Genomic DNA, 25,893 nt, shown 5'->3' on the forward strand with positions numbered 1-25,893 from the left:
GGATTTGCCTTGGTCAGACCATGCCCGCACCTGCTGACGCAGCGATCGCGACGCTTCTCAAGAAAATGACAGAAACCGAACAGCTGTGCCAGGCTGTTCAAGAGGAACGCAACTCCTGGAATCATGTTCATCCGACGGAAACCGGAAAGCGAAAGCAAATCCCCCCCGTCCCCCCTTCGCAAAGGGGGGAGCGCGAGGTCTCGTGCAGTGCTCCGTGGACACACTTAACCGAGTTCACGATTCTCTGGAAGAACCTAAAACTCTCTGCGCTGCTTTAGCCTCTTGCTGAGCGTCGGCTGCGACACCCCGAGAAGCCTGGCCGCGATGGACTGGTTCCCTTCGGCCCTGCGCACCGCCTCGGCGACCAAGAGATCGATCGCCTCGGTGAAACCTGGGAGACGCTCCACGTTGAAGAACGGGTTCTCGGCGGGCTCGGCGTGCAACTCCTCGGCTGGATGCGCCGGCCGCTCCCCGATGGCCCGGATGAACGCCTCCATGGAGAGAACACCCCCCTGGTGCAGGCTGACCGCGTCGTACACCATCGCCTTCAACTCGCGCACGTTTCCCGGAAAGTCGTAGGTGGAGAGCAGCACGGCGAGCTCCTTCGGGAGGGTCGGCTTTTTCTTGGCGAACTCGGCGCAGGCAAGCTCGAGGAAGTGATCCAAAAGCAGCGGGATGTCTTCCTTTCTCTTGCGCAGCGGCGGGACATGCAGGTGGTGCGCACGCAACCGGTAGTAGAGGTCCTTTCTGAAGGCGCCCGCCGCCTGGCGCGCCGCCAGGTCCTGGTGTGTTGCCACCACCACGCGCGCCCTCATGCGCCTCGGCCGGTCGCTCCCGATTGGGTAATATTCCCCCTCCTGCAAAAGTCTCAGGAGCTTCACCTGGGAGCCAAGGCTCAGGTCGCCGATCTCGTCGAGGAACAGGGTCCCGTCCGCGGCCTGCTCGATCATGCCGCTTCTCGCCTCGGCAGCACCGGTGTACGCCCCCTTCACGTGCCCGAAGAGGGTGTCCGAGACCATGGCGTCGTCGAGTCCCGCCACGTTCACAGCGACGAACTGACCCTTTCGCCCGGAAAGACGGTGCAGCGCCGCCACGACGAGTTCCTTGCCGACACCGCTCTCCCCGGTCACCAGGATCGGCTGCGAACTCACCGCCACCGCCTCGATGTACTGGAAGATGGAGCGCATCCCCTTGTCGCCGGTCACGATGTCGCGAAAGGCCTCCGGGTGCTCCAGCCGGTCGTACAGGAAGCGGTTTCTGAGCTCCCGGTTCTCGAGCTGCAGCTCCTTCTCGCGCACCGCCCGCTTGACCCCCTTGACGATGCGCCCCTCCTCCGAAGTCTTCACGTAGTAGTCGAAGGCGCCGCTTCTCATGCACTGCACCGCGGTCTCCAGCTGGTTCAGACCGCTTACGATGATCACCGTCACCTCGGGGTGCTCCTCGGCGATCCGCTCCAGAAGCTCCTCTCCCGAGAGGTGAGGCATGGTGAGATCGAGGAGCACGAGGCCGATCTCGTGCCGCGCCATCATCGAGAGCGCCTCGCGGCTGTCCTGGCAGGTGAGGATGTTGTTCAGCCCGGCGCGCTCCAGCGTGATGCTCATCGAGTAGAGCCAATCCGGCTCGTCGTCCACTAGGAGGATGCCGAAGGACGGGTAGAGGGTCGCACTCATGACTGCTGCTCCTTTGGCTGAGGTACGGGAAGGGTGAGCCGTGCCGTGGTCCCGGCGCCCTGCTCGGAGGTGAAGGTGAGCCCGCCGCCGTGCTCCTTCGCGATGCCGCTCGAAACGGAAAGTCCTAGGCCGGTCCCGCCGCTCTCGCGCTTCGTGGTGAAGAACGGATCGGTCAGGTGCTGCAGATGTTCCGGCGCGATTCCGGTTCCCTGGTCGCGCACCTCGAGAATGACGCTGTTTTCCGCGCCGTCGAACCATGTGGCGAGCTCGATGCCCCGCTCCGGGGCGGGGAGCGCCTGGCAGGCGTTCACCAGGAGGTTCACCACCACCTGCTCGATGCGCTGGGCGCTTCCCTGCAGTTTCGGGATACCTTCGCCGAGCGACACGGTGAAGTTGTCGGTGCTCTTCTCGATCAGGTTCGCCAATAGGCGCAGCGCCGCCTGTACCGTCTCGTTCAGGTCAAGCTCGGCACTCTTGCCCGGCTCCTGCTGTCTCGCGAAGTCCTTCAGGTCCTCGACGATGAGCTTCACCCGGCGCGACCCGTCCTGCATCTGCCCCATGAGCTTAGGGAGCACCTCGCGCATGCGGGAGTAAGGGAGCCCGCCGAACTCGAAGTCGCCGTGCCGTTCGAAATGCTCTTCGAGGATCGGCTCCGCGTCCCTAAACGCCTCCATCATCACCGGGAGGTTCAAAAGGATCAGGCCGTTCGGGTTGTTGATCTCGTGGGCGACCCCCGAGACGAGGATCCCCAGCGCCGCCATCTTGTCCGCCTGCACCAGTTGCTGCTGGCGGTTTCTGAGCTCCTCCTCGGCGTGGCGCCGCTCCTCTACCTCGCGGGTGAGCTCAGCGGTGCGCGCCGCCACCTCGCGCTGCAGCGTGCGCGACCAGAGCACCGTCCCCCCCACGAGCAGGATGAGCGGCAGCACCACGATGGCGCCGTACTTGAACACCTCGCTCCAGGTGAGCCCTGGCGGTTCCAGTACGCCGAGCCACTTGTTGTAGATCCTCTGGTACTCGCCGGTCTTCTTCAGGATGGCGAGCCCCTCGTTGAAACGGGCCAAAAGCGCCGCATTTCCTTTCTTCACCGCGAAGCAGTACTGCTGGGCCGATACCGGGTCACCCACCGCCTCAAGGTTCGCGAGCCCGAGCTCCCGGATCAGGTAGAGGCCGGGGAGTTTCGCCATCACTGCGTAGTCGTGCTTTCCTGAGGCGAGCGCGCGCAGCACGTCGGCGTGCGTTGGGACCGGAACGATCTTCGCCCCCACCTTCTTAGCCGCCAGGAACTCCTGCATGATGCCGTCGTTCAGGACGAGGACTTCCTTGCCGCGCAGGTCCGCGAGGGTGAGGTGACGGTTGCCCCCTTTGCGGGCGAAGATGGAGTGGTGCACGATGGTATGCGGCGGCGAGAAATCGATGCTCTGCGCTCGCTCGTCCGAGAAGGACATCCCTTCCAGGATGTCGACATCCCCGTTCAGCAGATCCTTGCGCCGCTCCGACCACGCACCCAGGCGTATCTCGACCTTGAGCCCCATCACCCGGGCCACCGCGCGGGTGAGTTCCACGTTGTAGCCGCTGGGTTTGTCCTCCCGGTCCAGGAACTCGTAAGGGGGATAGCTGCGGTCGCCGCCTACCACCACGAGCGCCGGTGCCTCTCCCCCCTCCGCTGCACCATCGACGGCGCCGGCACCTGACAGGCACACTGTCAGCGATGTGGCGACAAGGCACAAGAGGGTGGCCAGTATGAATCTGAAGCGGGCAGATGTAGTCATCATCGATGCAGCTTATCTGTCAATCCGGCAGCTTGCAAGCAGTTCTTCCGGCTATCACTAACGGCGCAACGGCGTAAAGTCATTATTTTTGTCCAATGTTTGTTGGCGCTGCGGGAATTCCCTTAAGTGCCCGGATCATGCGCCGAAGACAACGATATGACCTGCGCCGGGCTTACCTTCGGAGCATTTCCGTTCCGAATACACATCACATATAGAAGAGGTACCTTATGAACCTGAGAAGCAAGGTAAACGTTACTGTCGTCATAATGTTTGCCGTGGCGCTCATCGCGCTCATCATCGCCGCCACCAGCAGCACCCGCAAGATCATGGGGGGGATGATAAGCAGTTCCCAGGTGGCGCTTGCCAATGACAACGCTGCCAGCGTCAACGCGTGGCTCCTGTCCAAAGAGGCCATCATCGCCGCAGGCGCCAAGGACCTCACCAAAGAGCAGGGGCAGTCCAGGGACCAGATCATGAAGCTCGTGCAGCTTCTGGCCGGGGCCGGCGGATTCTCTACGGTCTACCCCGGTTATGAGAACGGCACGTTCGTCTCCTCCGACGGCTGGGTCCCGGATGCCGGATGGGACCATCGCAAGAGGCCGTGGTATGAGCAGGCCAAGAGCGAGATGAAGGTGTCGCAGACCGAGCCGTACGTCGACGCACAGACCGGCAAGACCATCATCTCCTTCATCGCCCCGATCACTGCCGGGGGCGCCTTCACCGGCGTGCTCAGCTCCGACATCATGCTCGACGACGTGGTCAAGCAGGTGCTGAACGTGAAGGTGGGGGGCTCCGGTTACGCCTTCGTCATCGACAAGACCGGCAAGATCCTGATCCACCCGAAAAAGGACCTGGTGCTCAAGAAGAAGTTCCAGGAACTCGCCACCGGGCTTGGCGACCTGAGCGCCAAGCTGTCGGCGGCACCAAGTGGAACGCTGGAATACACCACGGACGGTGAGGAGAAGATCGCCACCTACGCCAAAATCCCCGCGGCGGACTGGTATCTCTGCGTTACCACCGTCAAGGCCGAGGCCTTCGCCCCGGTCAACAAGCAGGTGACTGCGCTGGTCGTGCTGGGCGCCATCTTCCTTGCCGGCGGCATCACGCTGATCTTCTTCGTGCTGCGCCGCCTCCTGAGCCCCCTGGGAATCCTCTGCCACCGCGTTTCCGACCTGGCCGAAGGTGAGGGGGACCTGACCAAGCGCGTGGACGTGGGAAGCCGTAACGACGAGATCGGGCTCCTCGCCGAAAAGTTGAACACCTTCGTCGAGCACATGGGAGGGATCATCGGCCAGATCGCCGACGCCTCCCGCGCGCTCGCCTCCGAATCCAACGCGCTCACGGCAACCTCCATGTCGATCTCGGTAGGGGCCGAATCGGTGGCCGGGCAGACCGCCACCGTGGCGACGGCGAGCGAGGAGATGGCCGCGACCGCCGCCGATATAGCCGACAACTGCCACCGCGCCGCCCAGAGCGCCCAGCGCGCCGCAGACACCACAAATGACGGCTTCAAGGTGGTCACCAGCACGGTGAACGGCATCCGCGAGCGCGGGGAATTGACCCGTGACAACGCCCAGGCGATATCGTCGCTGGGCGAGAGGAGCGAGCAGATTGGGGCGATCGTCGCGACCATCGAGGATATCGCCGACCAGACCAACCTCCTTGCGCTGAACGCCGCCATAGAGGCTGCGCGCGCCGGCGAGCAGGGCCGCGGCTTCGCCGTGGTCGCCGACGAGGTTCGGGCTCTTGCCGAGCGCACCACGCGGGCGACCAAGGAGATCGGCGCGATGATAAAGGCGATCCAGCAGGAGACGAAAGCCGCCATTGCCTCCATGGAGGAAGGGGTGCGTGGGACCGACCAGGGGATTCAGGAGGCGGCGCAGCTGGAAGGGGCGCTTGCCAGCATCCTCGAGCAGGTGAACGACGTGACCACCCAGGTGAACCAGATCGCCACTGCCGCCGAGGAGCAGGGAGCGACCACCGGCGAGATCACCAACAACATCCAGCAGGTGACCGCCGTGGTCCAAGAGACCGCCAGCGGTGCCCAGGACTCCGCCCAGTCCGCCTCCAGACTCTCCGAACTCTCCGCCGAACTGCAGATGATCGTCGGGAAGTTCAAGCTGTAGGACCCGCGCACCGCACACGCAAAAAGGGGGGACGAGATCACTCGTCCCCCCCTTTTTTTACGCCTTTCCACGCTTGTGAAGGTTCATCAGGGAATTTCTGGAAGGCTGAGTATAGCTCCCCATAAATTGCTGCATGAGGTCTTACGTTCCCCCCCTTTACGAAGGTTCAACCGGAAATTTCGGGGAACCATGGGATTAGCCCTGAATAGGGCAGCAGATATCAGGTAAAACGCACGCTGCAGCGTGGGAATGACGGCGGAGAACCGACATCGAGCCGCGCATCACGCCTTCTTGGTTGGGCCGTCCCCAAACCTCTCCGCGAAGCATGCCGGGCAGATGCCGTGGCTGAACTGCGCCTCTGAGTGCTGCGAGATGTAGGATTCCATCTGCTGCCAGCTCTGCTCGTCGTTCTGCACCTGTTTGCAGTACATGCAGACGGGGATGATTCCCTCGAGCACCTTTATCTTCGACAGGGCCTCTTCCAACTCCGCGTTCCGCTCGATAAGGGCGTCCCGGTGTTTCTTGATGGTTCTGCGGCTGTGGACGAGCTTGAACAGGTTGTCGATCAGTGCGAAGAGAAGGATGATCGAGATGGTGGCGAGGATTTCAACCCTGAGGCTCCAGAGCAGGTTGGGGGGCTTGTTGATCACTATGCTCCCCTTGGGCAGCCTTGATTCCGGGATGCGGAAACGCTGCATCTGCTTGTAGTCGAACATGTCCTTGTTGGGGCTCGGTGCGATGCTCGGCGTGGTCGCGACCGCGGTGCCCTTGAGGATGCTGACTGCCATTACCGCCGCCGCGGCGCCGTGTTCGCGCAGGTTGATGAGGCGCCCGCCCACGATGCCGTTGCCTAGGCTGAATTCCCAACCGCCGTAAATCGGCACCGGGCTCGCGTCGGAAACGATCCTCAACGCGTCGTTGCTGGAGATGCGCTCCCCGTTCCTGTCCTCGACAAAGGACGCGAAGTAGACCATTACGCTGTCCGGCTTCACTTTTTTCACACGGGCGACGAGCTCGTCCATGCGCAGTCCCGCCAGGTAGGTGTACCGGGCCTTGGTGGTGACTTTGGCGGCAGCCTGCCGGAACTCTTCTTCGTTCAGCCTCCCGGTCACCGACTGGTCGCTTATGGCGATGATCTCCTGCGTTTTCGGGTGCAGGCGGAAGATCAGGTCAAGCGTATCCTTGAAGCTCGGGCGTTCGTCGATGCCGATGATGCCGCGCTTCCCTTTGAGCCTGGAGGGATCGAAGGAATTGGTCCCGCAAAAGACGACCGGGGTGGCCCCGAAGGTGCTTTCGCGCCCTTTTTCAAGGACGTCGAAGGCGTAGTCGTCGGTGGAAAGGATGAGGTCGAAGTGCCGCCGCGCATACTTGAACCTGAGCAGGTCGACGATTTTAGCGTCGAAGGCGCTGCCGCTGTAATTCTTCGAATCCAGATACTCGGTCTTTATTTCCGTCTGGGGGAGGGATTTAAGCAGCGTCTCCGTGAACCCTTTGGCGATGTCGTCGGAGCCCCGGTATCCGGAATGGTAGGAGTTGAGGATCAGGACCTTCTGACGTGTCTTAACCTCAGCGGCGTACGCGCAGGTGGCACCGGCCGGAACGATTAGATGGATTATGGTGAGGAAGAACAGGAGCAGCCGGAGCATGCTTTTCTTCATAATTCGTTTCTCCACCCGGCCTGGAGTTAGCCAGCCGGTGAGCAGAGGACGGCGCACCTCCTCAAGAGCTTTTCCTTATCACTCTTGACAGAAAGTCTCCGGTGCGGAGGGCGCATGGTGCTTATGACGCTTTTGTAAACTGTTTCGGCATAATCGTTCCCATCTTGAGCGGCATGGCGTCTTTCTCACAGGAAAAACGGTATGACTGGGGGAGCCGCTGCCGTGTCGATATTGTGACGACGTCGGGAAATCCGGTACAATTGTGCTCTGGAGCAACCCGGCATCAGCAGTCTCCTGAGAGAGTGGGGGGAGCCATGCGCGAACACGGTTACTATCGATATGAGGATGAGGACCCCTGGGAAGGCGTACAACTGACGAAGGAGGCGATAAGGGCGCGTGCCACCTTAATCCTCTACACGGCGCTCGTTACCGCCCCATTCGTCGCGCTGGTCGCCTGCAGCGGCTTCGCGAGCGGTTTGAAGGGGCATGAGGTGCTGGGGATCTCCTGCTACAACGCCATGATATCCACCATCTTTTTCTTCGACACCCTGAGAAACGCCGCCCACGACTGCTTCGAAGAGGCACAGTCCGAAGGGTTCGTCACCTGCGTCGAGGGTATCCCGGTCATCGACCAAAACTACCCGCACCGCCGTCTGGCCCGGCTCTCCTTCGCCATCCGCGGCAGGATGCAGAAAAGGTCCTAGCCCCTGAACCAGAGCAGTGCCACGACGAAACACGAGGTGACCAGGGTCAGGACGATGGCGAAGATGAAGGCGATGCGTATGACGAGGCTCTCCTCCCCGATCCTGTCGATGGCGGCGGCCGCGTTCTGGAGCTTCGCCGGTGAAACAACGCTGGCGAGTCCTCCCCCGAAGGCGAGCCCTGCGGTTATGATCAGCATCGCATCGGTGGACATCTTGAGGTTGCGAGCCGTCGACATGGCGTACTTGGCGAACATGGCGATGGTGGACGCCTCGCTCCCCGTTATAAAGCCCCCGAAAAGCCCTATGAAAGCGACCACCTGCCCGTACGCCCCCTGGAACAGCTGGGCCGATGCGTCGGCTAAGACGCGCACCATGCTTGGCGAGGCGAACTGGTGCGTTACCATGTCGTACCCGGTCATGTTCATCACCTCGCCGATGGCGAAGAAGATGGCGGCGGCGAACACCGGGCGGGGCGCCCGCTTGAGCCATACTGCGCCTGCCTCGCGCAGCTGCTGCCCGGTGGGGCGCAGGAAGGGGAGTGCCAGCAGCGTGCTGGCGAGGATCCAGGTGTAGGCCTGCCAGAGGGCGCGGGTGTCGATCGGTTTGCCGTCGGCGGAAAGCCCTGCGACCGGCAGCTTCAGGGTGCGGTACAGGAGGTCGAACATCTCCTTCGGGAGGTTCAGGGCGAGGATGAGGAGCACCAGCAAAAGCCACGGCATCACGGCGCGCCAGAGCGGAAAGGCGCGGCAGAAGGCGAGTTCGTCCTTGGTCAGCCGGCTCTGATCCAGTACCGGATGCCCGGTGACGATCAGGTATAGCGCCATGGCGATGATCACGGCGATGCCGCAAATCACCCCGGTGAGCACCACGAGGTTGTCGTAGCGGTTGGTGAAGGAGGCGACCACGCCGATCACGCCGCCCGTTATGAGGCAGGGAAGAAAGCCGCTTTTGATCCCTTCCCAGCGCCCGACCATCCAGAGCATGCAGAACCCGATCAGGGTGGATACCACCGGCAGGAAAAGGCAGAACACCATCCCCGCCTGATGCAGGGTGATCTCCCCCTTGCCGAGGAAGCTGTTCGCGATGTCCACGAAGACGACGATGGGAGCGCCCAGGAGGGCGTAGGTGCAGAGGGAATCGTAGCCGATGGCGGGGAGCGCCACCGCGACCGTGCTCGAGTACCCCATGGCGAGGAGGATCGGCGGCAGGATCGAGACGGGAGTCGCCCCGACCGCCACCATGAGCGTGCCGAAGCCTATGTTGATCATCATGATCTGCACCGCCCGGTTTTCGCTGGCGATGGTCTTTATGAAGATGGTGATGCGCTTGAGCGCGCCGGTCTTCTCCATCACCGCCATCTGCAGAAGCGACGTGGCGACGATGAGCGACACCGAAAAGGAGCGGATGAGTCCCGCCGCGGTGGAGCGCAGGATCACCTCGGCGGAGGTCTCAAAGCCGAGCCAGGCGACGAGCGAGATGACGATCCACCCCGCGAGGCCGCTTATGTCGGCCGCCTTGCGCAATACCAGTAGAAGAACGAGGATGACGAGAATGGGAAGCAGGGTAAGCAGCAGCGGGGACATCGATGAGGCTCCTTTCGGGAGTGACTTTGTGCCGCAGGCTTTACCAGGCACAAGCGCCCCATCATAAAGGAACCAGCCTCACGGTTCCAGAAATAAATGCTCATTTGCCGTCTCTTTGGAAGGAAGTGTTGTGGCTTTTGTGCCGTTGTGGCACAATCCGCGGCTTCCTCTGCCGAGGAGCACCATTCAAAGCAACAGGAGTACCCCCATGAACATTGAATCGATCCCGCGCAGGGAGCTTTCCTCCATACTCAACCGCATGCCCAAGGCGGAACTGCACATACACATAGAAGGTTCGCTGGAGCCGGAACTGATCTTCGAAATGGCACAGAGAAACGGCATCAAGCTCGATTACCCCTCCATCGAGGAGCTGCGTGCGGCCTACGCCTTCACCGACCTGCAGAGCTTCCTCGACATCTACTACGCGGGCGCCGGCGTGCTGCAGACCGAACAGGACTTCTTCGACATGGCCTGGAGCTACCTGAACCGCGCCAAGGCCGACAACGTGCTCCATGCCGAGATCTTCTTCGATCCGCAGACGCACACCTCGCGCGGCATCCCCTTTGCGACGGTGATAGGCGGACTGGACCGTGCGGTGCGTCGCGGACGGGAAGAGCTCGGCGTTTCCGCTTCGCTGATCCTCTGCTTTCTGCGCCATCTAAGCGAAGAGGAGGCCTTTGCCGCCCTGGAGGAAGCGCTGCCGTACCGCGACCTCTTCACAGGTGTCGGGCTGGACAGCGGCGAGCGGGGCAACCCGCCCGTGAAGTTCGCACGGGTTTTCGCACGCTGCCGGGAACTGGGGCTGCACATCGTCGCGCATGCCGGCGAAGAGGGGCCGGCGGACTACATCCGCGATGCCCTGGACATCCTGAAGGCGGAGCGCATCGATCACGGCGTGCGCTGCTTGGAGGACCCCGACCTCGTGGCCCGGCTGGCGCGTGAGAGGGTGCCGCTCACGGTCTGCCCGCTTTCCAACGTGAAGCTCGCCGTCTTCCACGAGATGCACGACCACAACCTGGGTAGGCTACTTCAGGCCGGCATCGCCGCCACCGTCAACTCGGACGACCCCGCGTATTTCGGAGGCTATCTGAACGACAACTACGCGGCGACCTTCGCGGCCCTGCCGGAGCTCGGCGCGCGCGAGGCGTACCGACTGGCGCGAAACAGTTTCGAGGCGTCTTTCGTTGCCGAAGAGGTGAAAAATGGGTGGGTGACGGCGCTCGACGAGTTCTTCGCCGTCGCATGCGGGGAAAAGGCCTGAAATAAAGCGGCCGCGGAGGGTATCTGAGACTGCCTTTTGCGCTCAGATAACACCCCGTGGCCGCTTTTGTCACACGCTGCGTTTCATCAAATCTTGCGCAGTTTTACCGTTTCTTCTTCCTTCCTCTCGATGCGGTCCTTCCTGCCCAGGGTGCGCATCAGGCTGTTGCAGGTCTGCACCAGTTTTTCAAGCTGACCGTTCTCGCCGTAGACCTCGCTGTAAAAGATGTTCTCCATGATGTGCATGCGCCCGACGTTGCTGCTTGCCTTACGCAACTGCATGCCGATCGACCATTGCATGCGTTGCAGTTGCAGTGATTTCTCCTGGGTTCTGGCCACGCAGGCCTTCTTCACGGCTTCGTCCGCCAGTTCATCGAACAGGGCGGGGTCCCTCTTGTATAGTTCCCGCAGTTCTCCCGGGGTGTATGATGTGAACTCTCGTCTGGTACTCATGACACTCTCCTTCTTCCTTACATTGCAATAAAAGCCATACTCAAACGCCCGATTGAGTTTTTCTAATTGTCTTTCAAATTACAAAAAAATGCCAGCAAAATGTATACGGCTCCGGGCTGAGACAATGCTCGGTTTTCCGGCTCTCCCGGCACCCCCGCTTTAGAGCATTCCCGTCTCCGGCAGCAGGGTGCAGCGCCCCTTGCAATAAAAGTTTAAATTTCTTAACATTAATTATCGGTAACGTTGGTTCGGAGTGATGCCCGGTCGTCATGCGGAAAGGAGGCTGTCATGCCGGAGAAAAAGGAGAAAACCATTGGTGAACTGGTGTCGGAGCTCGGCGGTGAGTTACGTGAGCTGCTCCGGCAGGAACTTGGTCTTTTTGCGGCCGAGATGAAGGAGAAGGTGGTACATGCCGCCAAGGACGCGGCCGCCATCGCCGTGGGGGGAGTGCTTTTGTACACGGGGCTCCTGGTGTTGACGGCGGCTATCGTGCTGGGGCTCGCTACGATCATGCCGGCGTGGGGTGCGGCGCTATTGGTGGCGCTGGGCCTCTTTGCGATAGGAGCGGTGCTCGTTCTCAAGGGCGGAAAGGATGTGAAGGATATGGATGCAAAGCCCACGCAGACGATGGGGGCTTTGAAGGAGACGGTAAAATGGGCGAAAACGTTAAGGTTCACGAGCAGCACGCATCGGCGGACGAGATTCGCGAGCAGATCCGGCACACGGAAGGCGATATAACCCGGACCGTGCACGACCTTGAGGAACGCCTTTCGCCGCATCAACTGAAGGCGCGCGGTGTACGCCGGGCGAAACTTTTGGCGTGGAAAGGGATCGCAGGTGTGTTGCGGTTGGCGCAGCGGACCTCGGTGCAGGCCTCGCTGCTCGGCGCAAGCGCAGCGCTCATGGCGCTTGGCAACAAGCGGGTACGCGACAGGGTCACCGCCGGCGTCGGGATGAAGAAAACGATTGAAGTTCCCGTGACGGGGGGCGCGGCCCGGGCAGCGGGAGCCGGTGCCCTGTGGCTGCTTCTGCGCAGGCTGAACGCGGGAAGGTCGGCCGCCGTTGCAGCGCCGGTATCGGGGTGGTCTCTTGCGGCAACCGCCCTCAAATCCTTCCTGAGCGGCAAGCGGGTCTCGCAAAAGCATGGCACGCCGCGGGAAGGGAAAAAGCTTGCCTGGCGTGGTCTGGCGGCAAGCGTAGGCGCCGCCCTTGGGAGCTACTGGTACAACCGCAAGGCCGGCAGAGTCTAGAACCAGCAAGGCTGGAAGGAGGACGTCATGAGAAGACACGGACACGCGAGCACCACGGCTGAGGTGGTGAGCTTTTCGGCCGGGGCACTGGTAGGGGCGGGGCTTGCCCTGCTTTACACCCCGAAAACGGGGCACGAGATGAGGGAAAAAGTATCCGACGTGACCGGCGACGCCATTTCGAAGATGAAAGGGCTGACCACCGAAGTGCAGGACAAGCTGAACCGGAACCTGCGCAAGGGGCGCGAGTACGCGGAAGAAAAGGTCTCGGAGCTATCGTCGAACGTTGAGGAGTATCACTGATAACCGCGCGGGCCGAAAAGCCCCGCAGGAGGCTGCCCCGAAAAGGCAGCCTCTTTTTTTGCGCCCTCTCAAAAATGGTCTTCCCAGCAGCCCACGAACCATTGCCCGAGCCCCCGCGTCCCCACTTCGGAAGGTTCTCCAGGTAATTCCGGCGGGGCCGAGGTGTAACTGCCCACGAAGTGCAACATGGGCCTAACGTTCCCCCCTTTGCGAAGGGGGGACAGGGGGGATTTGCCTTTACTCAACAACCTCCCCCAAACCAGGGTTGACGGCGCCGCCGCAGTATGACAAATTGCCTAAAATTTTTCCCATTCGAGAACCTGATGAACCGACCCATCCAAAAGATCGCCATCATCGGCGCCGGAGCGCTCGGCGCCGTCTATGGCAGCCTCCTTTTTACCCACGACCGTGACTCGGTCTTCTTCATCGCCGACGGGTCCCGCCGCGAAAAGCTGGCGGCCGACGGGGTGCTCGTGAACGGTACAAGTTTTCCCATCCCGGCGTTCACCCCGGAAGAGGCGCCCATCGCGGACCTGGTCATCGTGGCGGTGAAGCACCGGCAGCTCGACGAGGCGATTGCCGGCATCCGCCGCGTCGTCGGTGAGCGCACCGTCATCCTCTCGGTCATGAACGGCATCGACAGCGAGGAGCGCATCGCGGCGGTGTACGGCTGGGACAAGGTGCTGTACGCCCTGTCGCTCGGCATCGATGCCGTCCGCGAAGGTAACGCGGTCACCTACCAGAACCTCGGACGCATCCTCTTCGGCGAGCGTGACAACACCGAGCAAAACGAGCGGGTCCGCCTTGTCGGCGACCTTTTCCGGCGTGCCGGCATCAACCACGAGGTGCCGCCGGACATGGTGCGCAGCCTCTGGTTCAAGTACATGATCAACGTGGGCGTGAACCAGGTATCCGCCGTACTCGGCATGACCTACGGCGCCATCAGGGAGTCCGCCCGCGCGCGGGAAATGATGGACGCCGCCATGCGCGAGGTTATCGCCGTTGCCGCGGCCAAAAAGGTGGATCTTTCCGAGCGTGACCTGGAGGAGTGGTACCGCGTACTTGGAACCTTGGGCGCTTCCGGGAAGACCTCGATGCTCCAGGATGTGGAAGCGGGACGTCCGGCCGAGGTGGACATGCTGGCCGGAACCATGATCGCCATGGGCGAGCAGTATCGGATCCCGACGCCGGTGAACCGGGAGCTTTTCACCGAACTGAAGCGGATTGAAAACGAGAAGGAGAGGGGGAAGATGACGATTTCACGCACCGTGGACTTCATTCTCGAGCTTGACAAGCTGAAGAGCGTGACCCGCAAGAACCGTTCAAAGGGGAGTGACCGCTACGAGAACTCGGCCGAGCACAGCTGGCATATCGCCATGATGGCCTACTCGCTCCAGCCCTATGCCCGGACTGTGCTGGACATGCACCGTGTTGTCGGTATGCTCCTCGTGCACGATGTGGGGGAGATCGATACCGGGGACACCATCGTTTATGCGACCGAGGGATGGGAAGAGCGTAAGGCCGCCGAACTGGAGGCGGTGCGGAGGATCTTCGGGATGGTGCAGGAACCGCAGCGCTCCTTTTTCCTGGGCCTCTGGCTCGAGTTCGAGGAAGCCGTAACCCCGGAGGCGCGTTTCGCCCACGCCGCCGACCGCGCCATTCCGGCTCTGCTCAACCTGGCGAACGAGGGGCAGAGCTGGCGCGAAAACGGCATCAGCTACCAACGGGTGATAGGACGCATCGGGCCTCCTATCGAGGCGGGCTGCCCGGCGTTGTGGGAGTACCTGCGGGGGCGCCTTGCCGAGGAAAACGAGAAGGGGTGGTTCGGGGAGGATCGATGAGGAAACTTGCAAGCTTCGCCGTTGCGCTCTTTTTAGTCGCCGTCACGGCTTCCGGCGTCGGTGCGGAACCGCTGGCGATAACCCCCTTTTACACCTTCAACCAGAATCCCCTTGTGCAGATCTACGGTCTGCCGGCGGCGGAGAGCGCCGTCGTGCAGCCGGCTGGGCGGGGTTGGGGGCTTCTGGCCTTCGACGTCGCGAACAGCGATGTCGATAACGAGAACGCACGGGAGCGTCTGCTTCTGGACGGCGAGAGCGAGCGGAGCACGCTCGCCTTTCGCTACGGCGTCGCAGAGAACCTCGAACTCGGTTTCGATCTCCCCATGGTGGCCTACAACGGGGGGATCTTCGACGGCTTCATCAAACAATGGCACCGCTTCTTCGGGCTACCCCAGGGAAACCGCTTGAGCTCGCCCGACGACCGGCTCCTTTTCCTGTACGAGCGTGATGGGGAGGAGCGGCTTCGCATGGAAAACGCCACCTTCCGCTTGGGCGACGTCCGGCTCAACGGCGCATGGCAGCTGTACCACGACCGTAGCGTCAACCCGCGCGCGCTTGCGCTGCGTGCCAGCGTGAAGCTTCCAACCGGAAGCAGCTCGAGGCTTACCGGCAGCGGCAGCACCGACCTGGCCCTTTGGCTTACCGGAAGCGATGACTACCAACTCCCGGGGAAATGGGGGCATGCGACCCTCTTCGGTGCGCTCGGCGGCATGGGGCTCACCGATGGGGATGTGTTGAAGGGACAGCAGGAGAATCTGGTCGGTTTCGGAACCGTCGGCGGAGGCTGGTCCCCGCGCGACTTCATCGCCTTCAAGGTGCAGTTTTCCGGGCACACCGCCTTCTACAAGGACAGCGACCTGAGCGAGCTGACCTCCCCCGCCGTGCAGCTTCTTTTCGGCGGCACCTACGCCTTCACCCCCTCGACAACGCTCGATATCGCCCTTTCCGAGGACATCATCGTCGGCGCCTCTCCGGACGTCGCCCTTCACCTCGCTCTGGGGCAGCGCTTCTAGGGCGAAGGAGTTGCTCCGCTAAGCCTGCTGTTCAACTACTTCCTGATTCGCCGTTCGCTGAACGGACATGATGCTCGGCAGGTTGCCTTCGATCCAGTCCGCCAGGGCCTCCACTTTCAGCCCGATCTCCCTTCCGAGCGGGGTCAGCGAGTATTCCACGTGTGGCGGCACCACAGGAAACGAGACCCTACAGACAAAGCCGTCCCTCTCCAGGTACTGAAGCGTCTGCGCAAGCATCTTTTCACTCACTCCTCCCACCTTGCGCCGCAGTTCACTGAATCGGTGCGTCCCTCCCATAAGGGCGACAAGTACCAGGACCCCCCACTGGCTGGTCACATGCTTCAGTATTTCACGCGAGGGGCACTGCGTGGAGAACAGCTCTCCGCGGCGCATCTGATCCGCCAGGCTAACGGTTTTCGACTCACTCATGATACTTACCTTTTTGTGCGTACTTACTTTTTGAAAGTATTGTTGTTATGCTCCACCTGTAACATACATCGCACCCGGACATAAAGGAGTTAGTCACATGATCGTCATTACCGGAGCTACCGGACAGTTAGGTCGTCTCGTAATCGCATCGCTTCTGAAGAAAGTGCCGGCCTCGAGCATCGTTGCCGCCGTACGGAATCCGGACAAGGCAAAAGATCTCGCCTCCCTGGGAGTGCAGGTCCGAAAGGCCGACTACAACGCTCCCGAGAGCTGGAAGGCGGCGCTTGCCGGAGCCGAAAAGGTCCTGCTCATCTCCTCAAGCGAGGTCGGGCAGCGCATCAACCAGCATCGCACCGTCATCGAAGCAGCCAGGGAAGCGGACGTGAAACTGCTTGCCTATACCAGCCTGCTGCATGCCGACACCTCGCCCCTCGGCCTTGCCGCCGAGCACCTTGCCACCGAAACCATGATCCGCGACTCCGGCGTACCGTTCGTGATGCTGCGCAACGGCTGGTACACCGAGAACTACGCCGCCAGTGTTCCTTCGGCGGTCGAGCATGGAGCCTTCTACGGCTCCGCCGGCGAAGGCCGGATCGCGTCGGCCGCCCGTGCCGACTACGCGGAAGCCGCCGTCGCCGTGCTCACCGGGGAAGGGGAGGGGGGACGGGTCTACGAACTGGCCGGCGACACCGCCTACACCCTCACCGAGTTCGCCGCCGAGATTTCCCGGCAGTACGGCAAACAGGTGAACTACGTGAACCTTCCCGAGCTCGAGTTCAAAAAACTGCTCGTATCCGTCGGACTTCCCGAGCCTTTTGCCGCACTTTTGGCCGACTCAGACAGCGGCGCAGCCAGGGGAGGCCTCTTCGACGGCGGTCACCAGTTGAGCGCCCTGATCGGCAGGCCGACCACCTCTCCCGCAGCGGTGATAGCCCAGGGCAAAATAGGCGCCTGAAGTAGCTAAACCGCTACGTTCCAAATGCAAAGAAGCCCGCCGGGATCCCCCGGCGGGCTTCTTGTCGCTTTTATTGCCACCGCTTAAATCATTTTTGCTCACCGGCCAGTCGCTCGCACAGGTCCTTGAACGCCTTGGTATCCACCTTGAGTTCCACCGGTTTGCCGTTGTCCTGGTAACCGATGGTGACGAGGCCGCCGACGATCTCGTGCTCCATCTCGGCGAAGAGTACGGCCCGCGGATTGATGAGGAGATTGCCTGAGCGGAGAAAACCTCTGTTCTCGAGCTCCTGGGCCATCGCTTCCTGCTCGGTCTTGTGCACTTTTTTGAAGAGCTGTTTGCGCACCGCGCTGCCGTCAAACCAGACGTCGATGAGGCGCGTGTCGTCGCCGACGAGCGGGTTTTCGGCCGGAGTGGTGAGTTGGGCGGCAAGGATCTTGTCGGTGTTGATGTAACGCATGGGGAACTCCTTAGATAGAGAGGACGCGGTATCACGGACTTGCCGTCGGGCTGTTGGCCTAATCTAATTTAAACTCAGTCGCTGTTCAAGCTAATTCTCAAGACTCCACGGACATGCCCCCGATCCTTTCAGAGCGAATTCCCTTTTTCAAAGGGCCCGCCTGTGCTATTGAAAAAACGCAAGGCTTTTGGAACATGAGCGAACACTCGAGAACCGAGAATGCCGGACCCTGGCGACGGGGGAACTCCGGCTGTGCGGTCTTGAGGCATAAGGACTTTGAATATGGCATCCATTGATTTTGAGCGGGAAAAAGCACTTTTCCGGAAATACTACGACACTAACGAGAAGCAGTTGAGCGCGGCGAAGGACTCCTTTGTCGAAATCGTCCGGAACCTGGTCGGGCAGACGGGAGGAGGGGCGACCACCAAGGTCGATGGGCGCGTCAAGGACAAAGAGGAGTGCATCAAAAAGTTCCAGCGTAAATACCAAGGTAAACTCGAGGCGGACGAGCAGCCCTACCAAATCAGGGATTTCATCTCGGACCTGATAGGCGTGCGGATCGTCTGCCTCTATGAAGACGAGGTTCCGGTGGTATCGGAACTTTTGCAGCGCAACTTCAAGATACTAAACGTCACCGACAAGACTTCCGCGGTGGAGAGCACGGAGGACTCCTTCGGTTACAAGGGGCTGCACATGGACCTGGCCCTGGACCCCGAGGCGGCCTATCTCACCAGGAACCTGCCGCCGGCCGATCTCTGCTTCGAGGTGCAGATCCGGTCCCTGATACAAGACGCCTGGAGCATGCTGGACCACAAGATCAAGTACAAGAAGTCGATACCGGTGGATCTCAAGCGCAGGATCAACGTGCTTGCCGCCCTCTTCGAACTCGCCGACCGTGAGTTCAAAGAGATCAGGAACGCGACCTCCGACCTGATGCTGCAGGCGACGGTGACGCAGATCGACCCGGAAGTGCCGGGCCAGGTGGTCACCCCAGGCACGAGGACGGTGAACGCCTTTAACTTCGTGCCCATTGCCGCGCACTTCTTTCGTGATTTTGTCTTCGACGACGAGAAGGTCGACGACTTTGTCCAGGACATATTGGAACAAAACAGCACCCTGCAGAAGGCCGAACTGCACAGGTGCCTGAACGAGAATCTTAAGGTGGTCAGGGAGTACCGCGAGCACATATTGGCGGAAAACCCGGAGAGGACCTTCAGCGCCTACACCTCGATCAGGCACTGTCTCTACCTCTACGACCAGGAGAAGTTCCCACGCATCTTGTCTAGAAGGAACAGGGAACGTTTCGTCGCATGGATGAAGGGCAATCAACCAGCACCTGAAACGTTACAGCCATGACCTCCTGTTCCTGATCCGCGCCAGGTCGTGAGCCTTGGGGTGGTGGGGTAGGGGGGCACTTACTCACCGGTCCAGCACCTCCCTCACCTTGCGCAGCAGTTCCATCGGCTGGACCGGTTTCATGATAAGTTCGATCCCTTCTTCGGAAACGCCCCTGTTCTGGATGAAGTCCGCAGTGTAGCCGCTCGAATAAAGCACCTTCACCCCCGGCTGCAGCAGCGTGATCTCTTCGTAGGCTTCCCTGCCGTTGTTTTTCGGCATGATCATATCCATCAGAATCATCGCTACACGTTCCCTGTTCGCGGCGAACTGCTCGACGACGTCCTGCCCGTCCACGGCCTGGATCACCTCGTAACCGTACTGGCTGAGGATGGATACCACGAGATTGCGGACTTCGGCATCGTCCTCGGCCAGAAGGATGGTTTCGCTCCCCCCTTTTGGCGCCTCCACCTGCACGATTTGGGCGTCCGTCTCGCTCCTGGCCTCCTGCACCGGCAGGTAAATCCTGAAAGTGGTCCCGTGCCCGGGCTCGCTGTAGACGTTGATGATCCCGTTATGCTGCTTGACGATGCCGTAGACGATCGCCATGCCGAGGCCGGTCCCCTTGCCGACCTCCTTCGTGGTGTAGAACGGCTCGAAGATCCTCTTGCGGGTCTCCTCGTCCATACCGCTGCCGCTATCCGACACGGTCACCACGGCGTAGCTCCCCGGTTCCTCACGCCCGGATTCGTGGTCGAAGGGGGACTCCACCGCCTGCAGTCCGGTCTCGATGGTGAGCATGCCGCCTTTGGGCATGGAATCGCGCGCGTTGGTCGCCAGGTTGATCAGCACCTGTTCGAGCTGCCCCACGTCGGCGTGCACGATGAGCCGGTCGCCGTAGGTCACCGTCTTCAGGTGTATGTCCTCGCCGATCACCCTGAGGATGAATTTCTTGAAGTTCTCGATGACCTCGTTCAGATCGACAGGTACCAGGTGGATCACCTGTTTCCTGCTGAACGTAAGCAGTCCCTGGGTGAGCTGCGCCGCCCGTTCGGACGATGACAGGATGTGGTCAAGCCATTCCTGCTCTTTTTTGCTGAGGCTTTCGTTCATCTTGAGCATATTGCCGTAGCCGGTGATCACCTGCAGGATGTTGTTGAAATCGTGGGCGACACCGCCAGCCAGTTGCCCTACCGCTTCCATCTTCTGCGACTGCCGGAGCTGGTCTTCGAGGTGGATGCGCTCGGCAAGCATCCTCGAGACCTTTATCGAGGTGAAACTGAGCGTGGAAACCATCTTGGTCAGTTCCGCGTAGAATTTCATCCCCGCTTCGGCCGCTTCCTTTGTGAAACGGGGCACCCGATCCAGCGCTGCCAGGTACTCGGTCTCGTCGAACCCGTAGCGCCTTGCCTGCTCGCGGAAAAGCTCCACGTCGGGCGGTTCGTCCTCGTAGAAGAACTGCCCGATGAAGACGTTGCCGACGTGCCTCCCACCAACCTCTATCGGCGTCACTATGTCCCACATGTTGTTCTTGCAACGGTAGCGTTTGGACTCGCCTACCGCCACCCCCCTGGAAAGAACCGTGTCGCTTTCGAGGCAGTTCCTGCATGCCTCGGGGTGGACCCTGTGGAACTTGGTGCAGATGTCCTGCCACCCTACCGAGACGAGCACCTTCCCCGAAACATCGAGGACCGCTCCCAGCATCCCGGTTATCCTGTAGAAATCCTCCATCATGGCCTGGAGCATCTCGCTGTCGATGATGTCCGAGAGTTCAAGGGCGCCTATGTCGCCTTCTGGTTCCAGGATTGCCTTGAGTTTGTGCCGGACCGTCTCCTCGCTCTGTTTAAGCGCTGTCTCGGCCCGTCTTCGCTCCTCGACCTCCTCTTCCAGCATTGCGGTCTGTTCCTCGAGCAGCGCCGTCTGCTCCTGGAGCGCTTCCTGGGTGATCTCCCGCTCAGCCAGTTCCTCCTCGAGTTGAGCGCTTTTCTTTTTCAGCTCGTTTTCCATCTGCTTCAGTTCGGTGATGTCCGTCGATATGCCGCAGAGGCCGTATATGGCGCCTGCTTCGTCACGCAGCGGAAGCTTCACCGTCCAGTAACTGCGCGGCTTTTCGTTCTCGGCAGCCAGATTGGTCTCTTCCCTTTTGATGGTGAGCCCCTCCTCGAGCACGGGGCGGTCGCTGACGATGATCTCGCGCACCGATTCGGGGGAGAAGAACGCGTCGTCTGTCTTTCCCAGGATCTTATCTTCCGGTAGGCCGAACAGTTCGCAGACCTCGCGGTTCACATAGCTGTAGCGGTACTTGGTGTCCTTTATGAAGATGTAGGCGCCGACGTTGTCGAGGATGGTGTCCAGGCGCAGCTTGCTTTCCCGTAGAGCGGCTTCGGACGCTTTTCTTTCGCGACTGCGCCTGTAGAAGAAATAGACGGCAAGGCACGCCACCAGGAGCGCGAAGGGAAGCAGGTACTTCAACATGTCCCTGAAGGTTGGCTCCTTGGTCTCGTAAACGCCGAACCACTTCTGGTACAGCTCGTCATAGTCGCCGTCTGCCTTGGTCAGGGCCAAACCCTCGTTGAGCGCCGCGAGAAGGTCCGACTCTCCTTTGCGCACGCCGAAGGTGAACTTCTGCGCGTAGCCGACTTTGGCATCCAAGGCCCGCACGTTTTCGATGTGGAGTTCGCGCAGCGTCTGCATGCCGGCGAGCTTGCTGAGCAGCATGGCGTCGTGCTTTCCGGAGGAGAGGAGCCGTAGTCCTTCGCGGGCATCGCTCACCAGCACCAGTTGCTTTTGCCACCCCTTGGAGATGGCGTATTCATGGGCGAGGTCGGATTTGAACACGATGATGGATTTCCCCGCCAGGTCTTCCTCGGAGCGTATGCGGGAGTCTCCCTTGCGCACGAATATCGCGCCGTTGACGGTGACGTGGGGAACGCTGAAATCGGTGTAGCGATGCCGCTCCTCGGAGGTCGCTATATTTACCAGCACGTCGACCTTGCCATCCCTGAACTCCTGGAGCAGCTCGCCCCACGGCCTGACGCGGATGCTGTATTTGAGCCCCGCTTCCTGGGCGACCTCTTTCCATAGTTCCACGGCGAAGCCGCCTGCCGTCTCGTCGGTACTTCCGGTGGAGAAGGGGGGGAAATTCTCCTCGCTCCCGACCACCAGCGTTTTCTGGGATTGATAGGCGCCCGGTGCTGCTGCAACGGAGACTATGAGGCATAGCATGAGGATGAGACTTTTGAACATTCCGGGTCCTTTGTTCGATGTTCGGATGCACTGTATCAGGCCGGACAAAAGCGGGAACCTGGCCTTAATGAGTTGTGGACATAGAAAAGATAACAGAGAAAAAGAAGTCGTAAAGAGAACGGTCAATTGCGGTTTGAGTTTGCGGGGAATCGGCTGTTCTAGTGGCGGGGGGCTGCGGAGACTGCGAACGAACCCCATTCGATGGGCCTTCCAGGGGCGGAAACGGTGAAGCTCTCTCTATTGACAGTTTGGTGTGAAATGATTAATCTTTTGTGCGGGAATGTGGAGCACATGCTGCAATGAAGGAGACGACCGTGATGGATGATATAGCCAACAAGAGGATTGAAAAGCTGACGAACCAGGGGCTTGATCATTTGGAGGCCGGAAGGTACTCGGAAGCTATTCAAGTCGCCATGAAGCTCGAAGAGGCCAAAGGGCCTCTCGCCTTCTACATTGCCGCAGAGGTCTATGCCAGCTCCAAGAATTTCAGAGATGCCGTTTCGACGATGAGGCGCGGCGTGTTGAAGCGCCCCACTTTTTGGACGAACTGGTTCTTCCTCGGCATCTATCTCGGTCAACTTAATAAATATGAAGAAGCGCTGGCCGCCTATGAACAGGCACTGCTTTGTCCGCAGGCGAACGCGGATATGATTCGTCTCAACATGGCATTTCTCTCGATAGCTTGTAAGGACTTCCAGGCGGCGCTGGATTACCTTGACTGCCTCGAACAAACTTCTCTGCGATCGGGTGCCGAACAGGCGCGAGTGGCTGCTTTGGAGGGGGTCGGCAGACTTGCCGAAGCGGAAGCATTGGCCGAAGTCCTTCTCAAGGAGCGTACCGAGGGAGATGAGGAGTATCAAAAAAGGGTGGGGCTTGTGGCCGCGGCACTCGCGCGCATTCGGTTGCAAAAGGGACGATCAAAGGAAGAGGTCCGGAGTTTCCTGATGCATTTTCTGGAGGAGTTCGGATGCAGCACGCCGGTGCTCTTTGAAATAGTGAAGCTGGAAGAATTACGCTACAGTGCGGAGTCCAAATATTACCGCCTCGCGATTGTCGCCAAGCTCCCGATGGACCATCCCTGGTATCGGGAGGCGCAGGCTTACGGAATCGTCTACGACGTGGTATCGGATTCAGAGGAACGGGCGCTCGAGATGGTCAAGGTATTCGAGAGCGCCGCCGGGGTCGAGAGCGTAGACGTGGCGAGTTGCAAGATACGTGGAGACATGCCGGAAGAGCCGATGGGTGTTTTTTGGTTCAGCGAGAAATTTTTCAGCTAACTTTGCGACGGTGAGGGAGCACCCTCCGCGGGAGAATCGAGTTGCGCGAGCAGCGATTGCCTGCGGCGGGGATCGGTCAGCCTCCTTACCAGCCTGCTGCACTGGCGGCGGTGAGCCATGGTGATGATCATGGTTTGGCGGTCGTCGTTTTCCGAAGCTTCCCTGTATCGCCACTCCTCGGTTTCGATTATCGCCTCCAGGAATTCCCCGAAATCGGACCAGTCCTCGTTATCCACGAGGTATTGCAGCAGGTCGCGTGCCCCGATAACCTGCGCAAATGCGAAGAGCCGACGCGGTTCATTATCGACTTCCTCCACGCTTTGAGATCTCCTGATCGATTCCTTGCTTAACGTCCCCAACTCCATTGAGAGCAGTCTGTCTTCTCTCGCAATATCCATGATGCGCCTCCCCTTAGCTGGAATGGTTGGTGCGTTACTACGGTGGCGAGTTCAGTGGTCGGTGCGACTTCGCTTTTTGCCAGTCACAAAATGTACCGCATGGGGGGAGGATTTGCCACGGCTGCCGTAAAAAACGGCCCCGACGCTACGGCTTCGTCGCGGTGAAGATGGCACGCAGCGGTGCGGGGTGTCCTTCGATGGTCTTCTCCGGGGCGTCGGGGTCGAGGAAATCGGGGAGCGACTCGAAGCGCATCCAATCGGTGGTGCGCTGCTCGCCGGTGCTCGTGCGGTTCGTGTCGACGCAGGCAATCTCGGTGAAGCCGCAGCGCTTAAGCCACAGGGTCATCGCGGCGATGGAGGGGAGGAACCAGACGTTGCGCATCTTCGCGTAACGCCCCTGCGGCATGAAGACCGTCTCCTGGTCCCCTTCGACGATCAGCGTCTCCAGGATCAGTTGACCGCCGGGGCGCAGGCACCCCTTCAGCTCGAACAGATGGTCGAGCGGCGAGCGACGATGGTAGAGAACACCCATGGAGAAGACGCTGTCGAAGCAGGCGAGATCAGGCGGGACATCCTCGATGCCGATGGGAAGGACATGGTGCTGCGGGTCGCGGAGGTAGCGCTGCATCACCTGGAACTGCTGTACCGAAAGCAGGAAAGGGTCGATGCCCAGTACGAACTCGGCGCCTGCGCCGCGCATGCGCCAGCCATGATAACCGTTGCCGCAGCCGACATCGAGGACCCTGCGTCCGGCGAGGGGCTCTATGTGCGGGGAGACGCGATCCCACTTCCAGTCCGAGCGCCACTCGGTATCGATCTCGATGCCGAAGAAGTTGTAGGGGCCTTTGCGCCAGGGGTGAAATGCCTGGAGCTGAGCGATCAATTCTTCGCGGTTCACTTTTGCGACCTCGAGGTCGGCACTTGAGCCGATGGTGACGCTGTCGCGCAGTTCAACATGGGACGGACGCAGTTCCGGCAGCGACTGCAGGGCGCTAAGCCAACCGGACATTTTCCCGTGGCTGTCGAGATCCAGTCTCTCCGGCAGAGTCGCCTGCAACTGCTCTGCCCAGCGCTCCTGACCCATGGCGATTAATTGCGGATAGAGGGCGTCGTAGAAATTCATTTGATAGCGACCATGGAGGCGAAGTTGAAGCACTGGAACCACACCTCGACGGAAGAGAACCCGGCCGACTTAAGCCGCTCCTGGTGGCAGGCAAGTGTCTCAGGGATCATGACGTTTTCCAGGGCTGACCGCTTCTGGCTGATCTCCAGATCGCTGTAGCCGTTGGCCCGCTTGAAGTCGTGATGCAGTTCCTGATGAAAGTGCTGCCGCGCCGGCTCGCTGAAGGCGATCTTCTCGGAGAGGATGAGGATGCCGCCCGGCCTGAGCCCGGCATAGATGCGCCCGATCAGCTCCTGACGCTGTGCCGGGGGGATGAACTGCAGTGTGAAGTTCAGGACGACCACCGAGGCATTCTCGATGGGGACATCCTGGATGTCGGCACAGACCATGGTCACCGGAACGGCCGGAGCGGCATCGCGCGCCAGCAGTTCGCGGCCACGCTCAAGCATCGCCGGGGAGTTGTCGACCGCGATGATGTCGCAGTCTTGTTCCTTGATGCGCTGGCGCATGGAAAGGGTGGCCGCTCCGAGGGAACAGCCGAGGTCATAGCAGTGGCTCCCCGCCTGGGCGTACTTCGCGGCGAGGATGCCGATGTTGGATATGATCATCCCGTAGCCGGGGACCGAGCGTTGTATCATGTCAGGGAAGACCGCGACGACCCGTTCGTCGAACTTGAAGTCGATCATCTCCTGCAGAGGGGCGGCATAGATGGCATCTGTTTTTTTCATCACAGTCTTGGGTTCCTCGTGAAGCTGTTTTTGCGTGAAGCAGAGAGTGGAACATAGCCCGTTTCCTCCCGAACATCAACCCCGTGTTTGCCATTCCGAGATAATGCCGCCCCGAATCGAGCCGAAGTTATGGTGACAGGTCACAGGGCTGAAGGCAGGTTCCACTTATAGACAATGGGAATAATTTTTATGCGAAAAGATAATTTCACTGGCGGCGCCGGTTGAAGTAATGTTACGAATCTTTCAAGGGCCTGAGTCGATACAGGGGGACCCTTACCCTTGTGCACTGGCTGGTCCACACCTTGTCCCATCGCC

At 60.5% G+C, this 25,893-nt stretch carries 22 protein-coding genes; 11 read left to right on the top strand and 11 right to left on the bottom strand.

The genetic code is table 11. From position 1 onward, the window contains the following. Positions 1-254: 254 nt before the first annotated feature. Both E8L22_RS18125 and E8L22_RS18130 read right to left on the bottom strand, forming a co-directional pair. Positions 255-1,670, bottom strand: coding sequence for a sigma-54-dependent transcriptional regulator (locus E8L22_RS18125; protein ID WP_136526528.1), 1,416 nt, complete (start codon positions 1,668-1,670; stop codon positions 255-257). After that, the gene (locus E8L22_RS18130) at positions 1,667-3,442 is read right to left on the bottom strand and encodes a transporter substrate-binding domain-containing protein (protein WP_246044770.1); all 1,776 of its coding nucleotides are present in this window, start codon (positions 3,440-3,442) and stop codon (positions 1,667-1,669) included. Before E8L22_RS18130 ends, E8L22_RS18125 begins: the two co-directional genes overlap by 4 nt. Before the next feature lie 224 nt (positions 3,443-3,666). Between E8L22_RS18130 and E8L22_RS18135 the strand changes: the two genes are divergently transcribed. Then, positions 3,667-5,565, top strand: a complete 1,899-nt coding sequence (locus tag E8L22_RS18135; protein WP_136526529.1) for a methyl-accepting chemotaxis protein — start codon at positions 3,667-3,669, stop codon at positions 5,563-5,565. Between the two features lie 281 nt (positions 5,566-5,846). On the opposite strand, the gene E8L22_RS18140 is transcribed toward E8L22_RS18135, so the two are convergent. Then, entirely contained in the window at positions 5,847-7,223 is a 1,377-nt protein-coding gene (locus E8L22_RS18140; RefSeq protein WP_136526530.1) for an ABC transporter substrate binding protein, read from the bottom strand. 314 nt (positions 7,224-7,537) lie between these two features. On the opposite strand from E8L22_RS18140, the gene E8L22_RS18145 reads away from it, so the two are divergent. Further along, on the top strand, positions 7,538-7,927 hold the full coding sequence (locus E8L22_RS18145; protein ID WP_136526531.1) for a hypothetical protein: 390 nt from the start codon (positions 7,538-7,540) through the stop codon (positions 7,925-7,927). On the opposite strand, the gene E8L22_RS18150 is transcribed toward E8L22_RS18145, so the two are convergent. Next, entirely contained in the window at positions 7,924-9,510 is a 1,587-nt protein-coding gene (locus E8L22_RS18150; protein ID WP_136526532.1) for an L-lactate permease, read from the bottom strand. The two genes, E8L22_RS18145 and E8L22_RS18150, sit on opposite strands and share 4 nt — an antisense overlap. Before the next feature lie 208 nt (positions 9,511-9,718). On the opposite strand from E8L22_RS18150, the gene E8L22_RS18155 reads away from it, so the two are divergent. Then, positions 9,719-10,771 carry an adenosine deaminase gene (locus tag E8L22_RS18155; RefSeq protein ID WP_136526533.1) on the top strand — a complete coding sequence of 351 codons (1,053 nt, stop codon included), beginning with the start codon at positions 9,719-9,721 and terminating at the stop codon, positions 10,769-10,771. Between the two features lie 86 nt (positions 10,772-10,857). Here E8L22_RS18155 and E8L22_RS18160 read toward each other — a convergent pair whose 3' ends face one another. Then, positions 10,858-11,223 (bottom strand): DUF3135 domain-containing protein, encoded by a 366-nt coding sequence (locus tag E8L22_RS18160; protein ID WP_136526534.1) that lies wholly within the window; start codon positions 11,221-11,223, stop codon positions 10,858-10,860. Between the two features lie 288 nt (positions 11,224-11,511). On the opposite strand from E8L22_RS18160, the gene E8L22_RS18165 reads away from it, so the two are divergent. The 5 genes from E8L22_RS18165 to E8L22_RS18190 all read left to right on the top strand — a co-directional run bounded on the left by E8L22_RS18165 (position 11,512) and on the right by E8L22_RS18190 (position 15,627). Continuing rightward, a complete protein-coding gene (locus E8L22_RS18165) occupies positions 11,512-11,961 on the top strand; it encodes a phage holin family protein (protein ID WP_136526535.1) in 450 nt (149 codons plus the stop codon). After that, entirely contained in the window at positions 11,877-12,473 is a 597-nt protein-coding gene (locus E8L22_RS18170; RefSeq protein WP_136526536.1) for a DUF3618 domain-containing protein, read from the top strand. Before E8L22_RS18165 ends, E8L22_RS18170 begins: the two co-directional genes overlap by 85 nt. Before the next feature lie 27 nt (positions 12,474-12,500). Further along, a complete protein-coding gene (locus tag E8L22_RS18175) occupies positions 12,501-12,773 on the top strand; it encodes a YtxH domain-containing protein (protein ID WP_136526537.1) in 273 nt (90 codons plus the stop codon). A gap of 323 nt (positions 12,774-13,096) precedes the next feature. Continuing rightward, on the top strand, positions 13,097-14,614 hold the full coding sequence (locus E8L22_RS22075) for a 2-dehydropantoate 2-reductase (RefSeq protein WP_246044772.1): 1,518 nt from the start codon (positions 13,097-13,099) through the stop codon (positions 14,612-14,614). After that, positions 14,611-15,627 carry a DUF3187 family protein gene (locus tag E8L22_RS18190; RefSeq protein WP_136526538.1) on the top strand — a complete coding sequence of 339 codons (1,017 nt, stop codon included), beginning with the start codon at positions 14,611-14,613 and terminating at the stop codon, positions 15,625-15,627. The genes E8L22_RS22075 and E8L22_RS18190 overlap by 4 nt, the downstream gene beginning before the upstream one ends. Before the next feature lie 18 nt (positions 15,628-15,645). On the opposite strand, the gene E8L22_RS18195 is transcribed toward E8L22_RS18190, so the two are convergent. Then, the gene (locus tag E8L22_RS18195; protein ID WP_136526539.1) at positions 15,646-16,056 is read right to left on the bottom strand and encodes a winged helix-turn-helix transcriptional regulator; all 411 of its coding nucleotides are present in this window, start codon (positions 16,054-16,056) and stop codon (positions 15,646-15,648) included. 97 nt (positions 16,057-16,153) lie between these two features. On the opposite strand from E8L22_RS18195, the gene E8L22_RS18200 reads away from it, so the two are divergent. Further along, positions 16,154-17,011: an SDR family oxidoreductase gene (locus E8L22_RS18200; RefSeq protein ID WP_136526540.1), complete on the top strand. Its 858-nt coding sequence runs from the start codon at positions 16,154-16,156 to the stop codon at positions 17,009-17,011. 88 nt (positions 17,012-17,099) lie between these two features. Here the strand turns inward: E8L22_RS18200 and E8L22_RS18205 are convergent, their stop codons facing one another. Beyond that, entirely contained in the window at positions 17,100-17,471 is a 372-nt protein-coding gene (locus tag E8L22_RS18205; protein WP_135872032.1) for a hypothetical protein, read from the bottom strand. 282 nt (positions 17,472-17,753) lie between these two features. Between E8L22_RS18205 and E8L22_RS18210 the strand changes: the two genes are divergently transcribed. Next, positions 17,754-18,827: a GTP pyrophosphokinase gene (locus E8L22_RS18210; protein ID WP_136526541.1), complete on the top strand. Its 1,074-nt coding sequence runs from the start codon at positions 17,754-17,756 to the stop codon at positions 18,825-18,827. A 63-nt stretch (positions 18,828-18,890) separates the two neighbouring features. Here E8L22_RS18210 and E8L22_RS18215 read toward each other — a convergent pair whose 3' ends face one another. Then, positions 18,891-22,052, bottom strand: a complete 3,162-nt coding sequence (locus E8L22_RS18215) for a PocR ligand-binding domain-containing protein (protein ID WP_136526542.1) — start codon at positions 22,050-22,052, stop codon at positions 18,891-18,893. 299 nt (positions 22,053-22,351) lie between these two features. On the opposite strand from E8L22_RS18215, the gene E8L22_RS18220 reads away from it, so the two are divergent. After that, the gene (locus E8L22_RS18220) at positions 22,352-23,329 is read left to right on the top strand and encodes a tetratricopeptide repeat protein (protein WP_136526543.1); all 978 of its coding nucleotides are present in this window, start codon (positions 22,352-22,354) and stop codon (positions 23,327-23,329) included. On the opposite strand, the gene E8L22_RS18225 is transcribed toward E8L22_RS18220, so the two are convergent. The 3 genes from E8L22_RS18225 to cmoA form a co-directional block, all read right to left on the bottom strand. Continuing rightward, positions 23,326-23,727 carry a hypothetical protein gene (locus E8L22_RS18225; RefSeq protein ID WP_136526544.1) on the bottom strand — a complete coding sequence of 134 codons (402 nt, stop codon included), beginning with the start codon at positions 23,725-23,727 and terminating at the stop codon, positions 23,326-23,328. The two genes, E8L22_RS18220 and E8L22_RS18225, sit on opposite strands and share 4 nt — an antisense overlap. A gap of 145 nt (positions 23,728-23,872) precedes the next feature. Continuing rightward, entirely contained in the window at positions 23,873-24,850 is a 978-nt protein-coding gene (gene cmoB, locus E8L22_RS18230) for a tRNA 5-methoxyuridine(34)/uridine 5-oxyacetic acid(34) synthase CmoB (RefSeq protein WP_136526545.1), read from the bottom strand. Continuing rightward, positions 24,847-25,581, bottom strand: coding sequence for a carboxy-S-adenosyl-L-methionine synthase CmoA (gene cmoA, locus E8L22_RS18235; RefSeq protein WP_136526546.1), 735 nt, complete (start codon positions 25,579-25,581; stop codon positions 24,847-24,849). The genes cmoB and cmoA overlap by 4 nt, the downstream gene beginning before the upstream one ends. Between the last annotated feature and the right edge of the window lie 312 nt (positions 25,582-25,893).

Source organism: Geomonas ferrireducens (assembly GCF_004917065.1).
GTDB lineage: Bacteria > Desulfobacterota > Desulfuromonadia > Geobacterales > Geobacteraceae > Geomonas > Geomonas ferrireducens.

Coding starts and splice junctions, on each gene's coding strand:
- E8L22_RS18160 (WP_136526534.1), bottom strand. CDS start 11,223: ATGAGTACCAGACGAGAGTTCACATCATACACCCCGGGAGAACTGCGG.
- E8L22_RS18190 (WP_136526538.1), top strand. CDS start 14,611: ATGAGGAAACTTGCAAGCTTCGCCGTTGCGCTCTTTTTAGTCGCCGTC.
- E8L22_RS18130 (WP_246044770.1), bottom strand. CDS start 3,442: ATGATGACTACATCTGCCCGCTTCAGATTCATACTGGCCACCCTCTTG.
- E8L22_RS18155 (WP_136526533.1), top strand. CDS start 9,719: ATGAACATTGAATCGATCCCGCGCAGGGAGCTTTCCTCCATACTCAAC.
- E8L22_RS18195 (WP_136526539.1), bottom strand. CDS start 16,056: ATGAGTGAGTCGAAAACCGTTAGCCTGGCGGATCAGATGCGCCGCGGA.
- cmoB (WP_136526545.1), bottom strand. CDS start 24,850: ATGAATTTCTACGACGCCCTCTATCCGCAATTAATCGCCATGGGTCAG.
- E8L22_RS18205 (WP_135872032.1), bottom strand. CDS start 17,471: ATGCGTTACATCAACACCGACAAGATCCTTGCCGCCCAACTCACCACT.
- E8L22_RS18135 (WP_136526529.1), top strand. CDS start 3,667: ATGAACCTGAGAAGCAAGGTAAACGTTACTGTCGTCATAATGTTTGCC.
- E8L22_RS18175 (WP_136526537.1), top strand. CDS start 12,501: ATGAGAAGACACGGACACGCGAGCACCACGGCTGAGGTGGTGAGCTTT.
- E8L22_RS18140 (WP_136526530.1), bottom strand. CDS start 7,223: ATGAAGAAAAGCATGCTCCGGCTGCTCCTGTTCTTCCTCACCATAATC.
- E8L22_RS18210 (WP_136526541.1), top strand. CDS start 17,754: ATGGCATCCATTGATTTTGAGCGGGAAAAAGCACTTTTCCGGAAATAC.
- E8L22_RS18125 (WP_136526528.1), bottom strand. CDS start 1,670: ATGAGTGCGACCCTCTACCCGTCCTTCGGCATCCTCCTAGTGGACGAC.
- E8L22_RS18145 (WP_136526531.1), top strand. CDS start 7,538: ATGCGCGAACACGGTTACTATCGATATGAGGATGAGGACCCCTGGGAA.
- E8L22_RS18150 (WP_136526532.1), bottom strand. CDS start 9,510: ATGTCCCCGCTGCTGCTTACCCTGCTTCCCATTCTCGTCATCCTCGTT.
- E8L22_RS18200 (WP_136526540.1), top strand. CDS start 16,154: ATGATCGTCATTACCGGAGCTACCGGACAGTTAGGTCGTCTCGTAATC.
- E8L22_RS18170 (WP_136526536.1), top strand. CDS start 11,877: ATGGGCGAAAACGTTAAGGTTCACGAGCAGCACGCATCGGCGGACGAG.
- E8L22_RS18165 (WP_136526535.1), top strand. CDS start 11,512: ATGCCGGAGAAAAAGGAGAAAACCATTGGTGAACTGGTGTCGGAGCTC.
- E8L22_RS22075 (WP_246044772.1), top strand. CDS start 13,097: ATGAACCGACCCATCCAAAAGATCGCCATCATCGGCGCCGGAGCGCTC.
- E8L22_RS18220 (WP_136526543.1), top strand. CDS start 22,352: ATGAAGGAGACGACCGTGATGGATGATATAGCCAACAAGAGGATTGAA.
- E8L22_RS18215 (WP_136526542.1), bottom strand. CDS start 22,052: ATGTTCAAAAGTCTCATCCTCATGCTATGCCTCATAGTCTCCGTTGCA.
- E8L22_RS18225 (WP_136526544.1), bottom strand. CDS start 23,727: ATGGATATTGCGAGAGAAGACAGACTGCTCTCAATGGAGTTGGGGACG.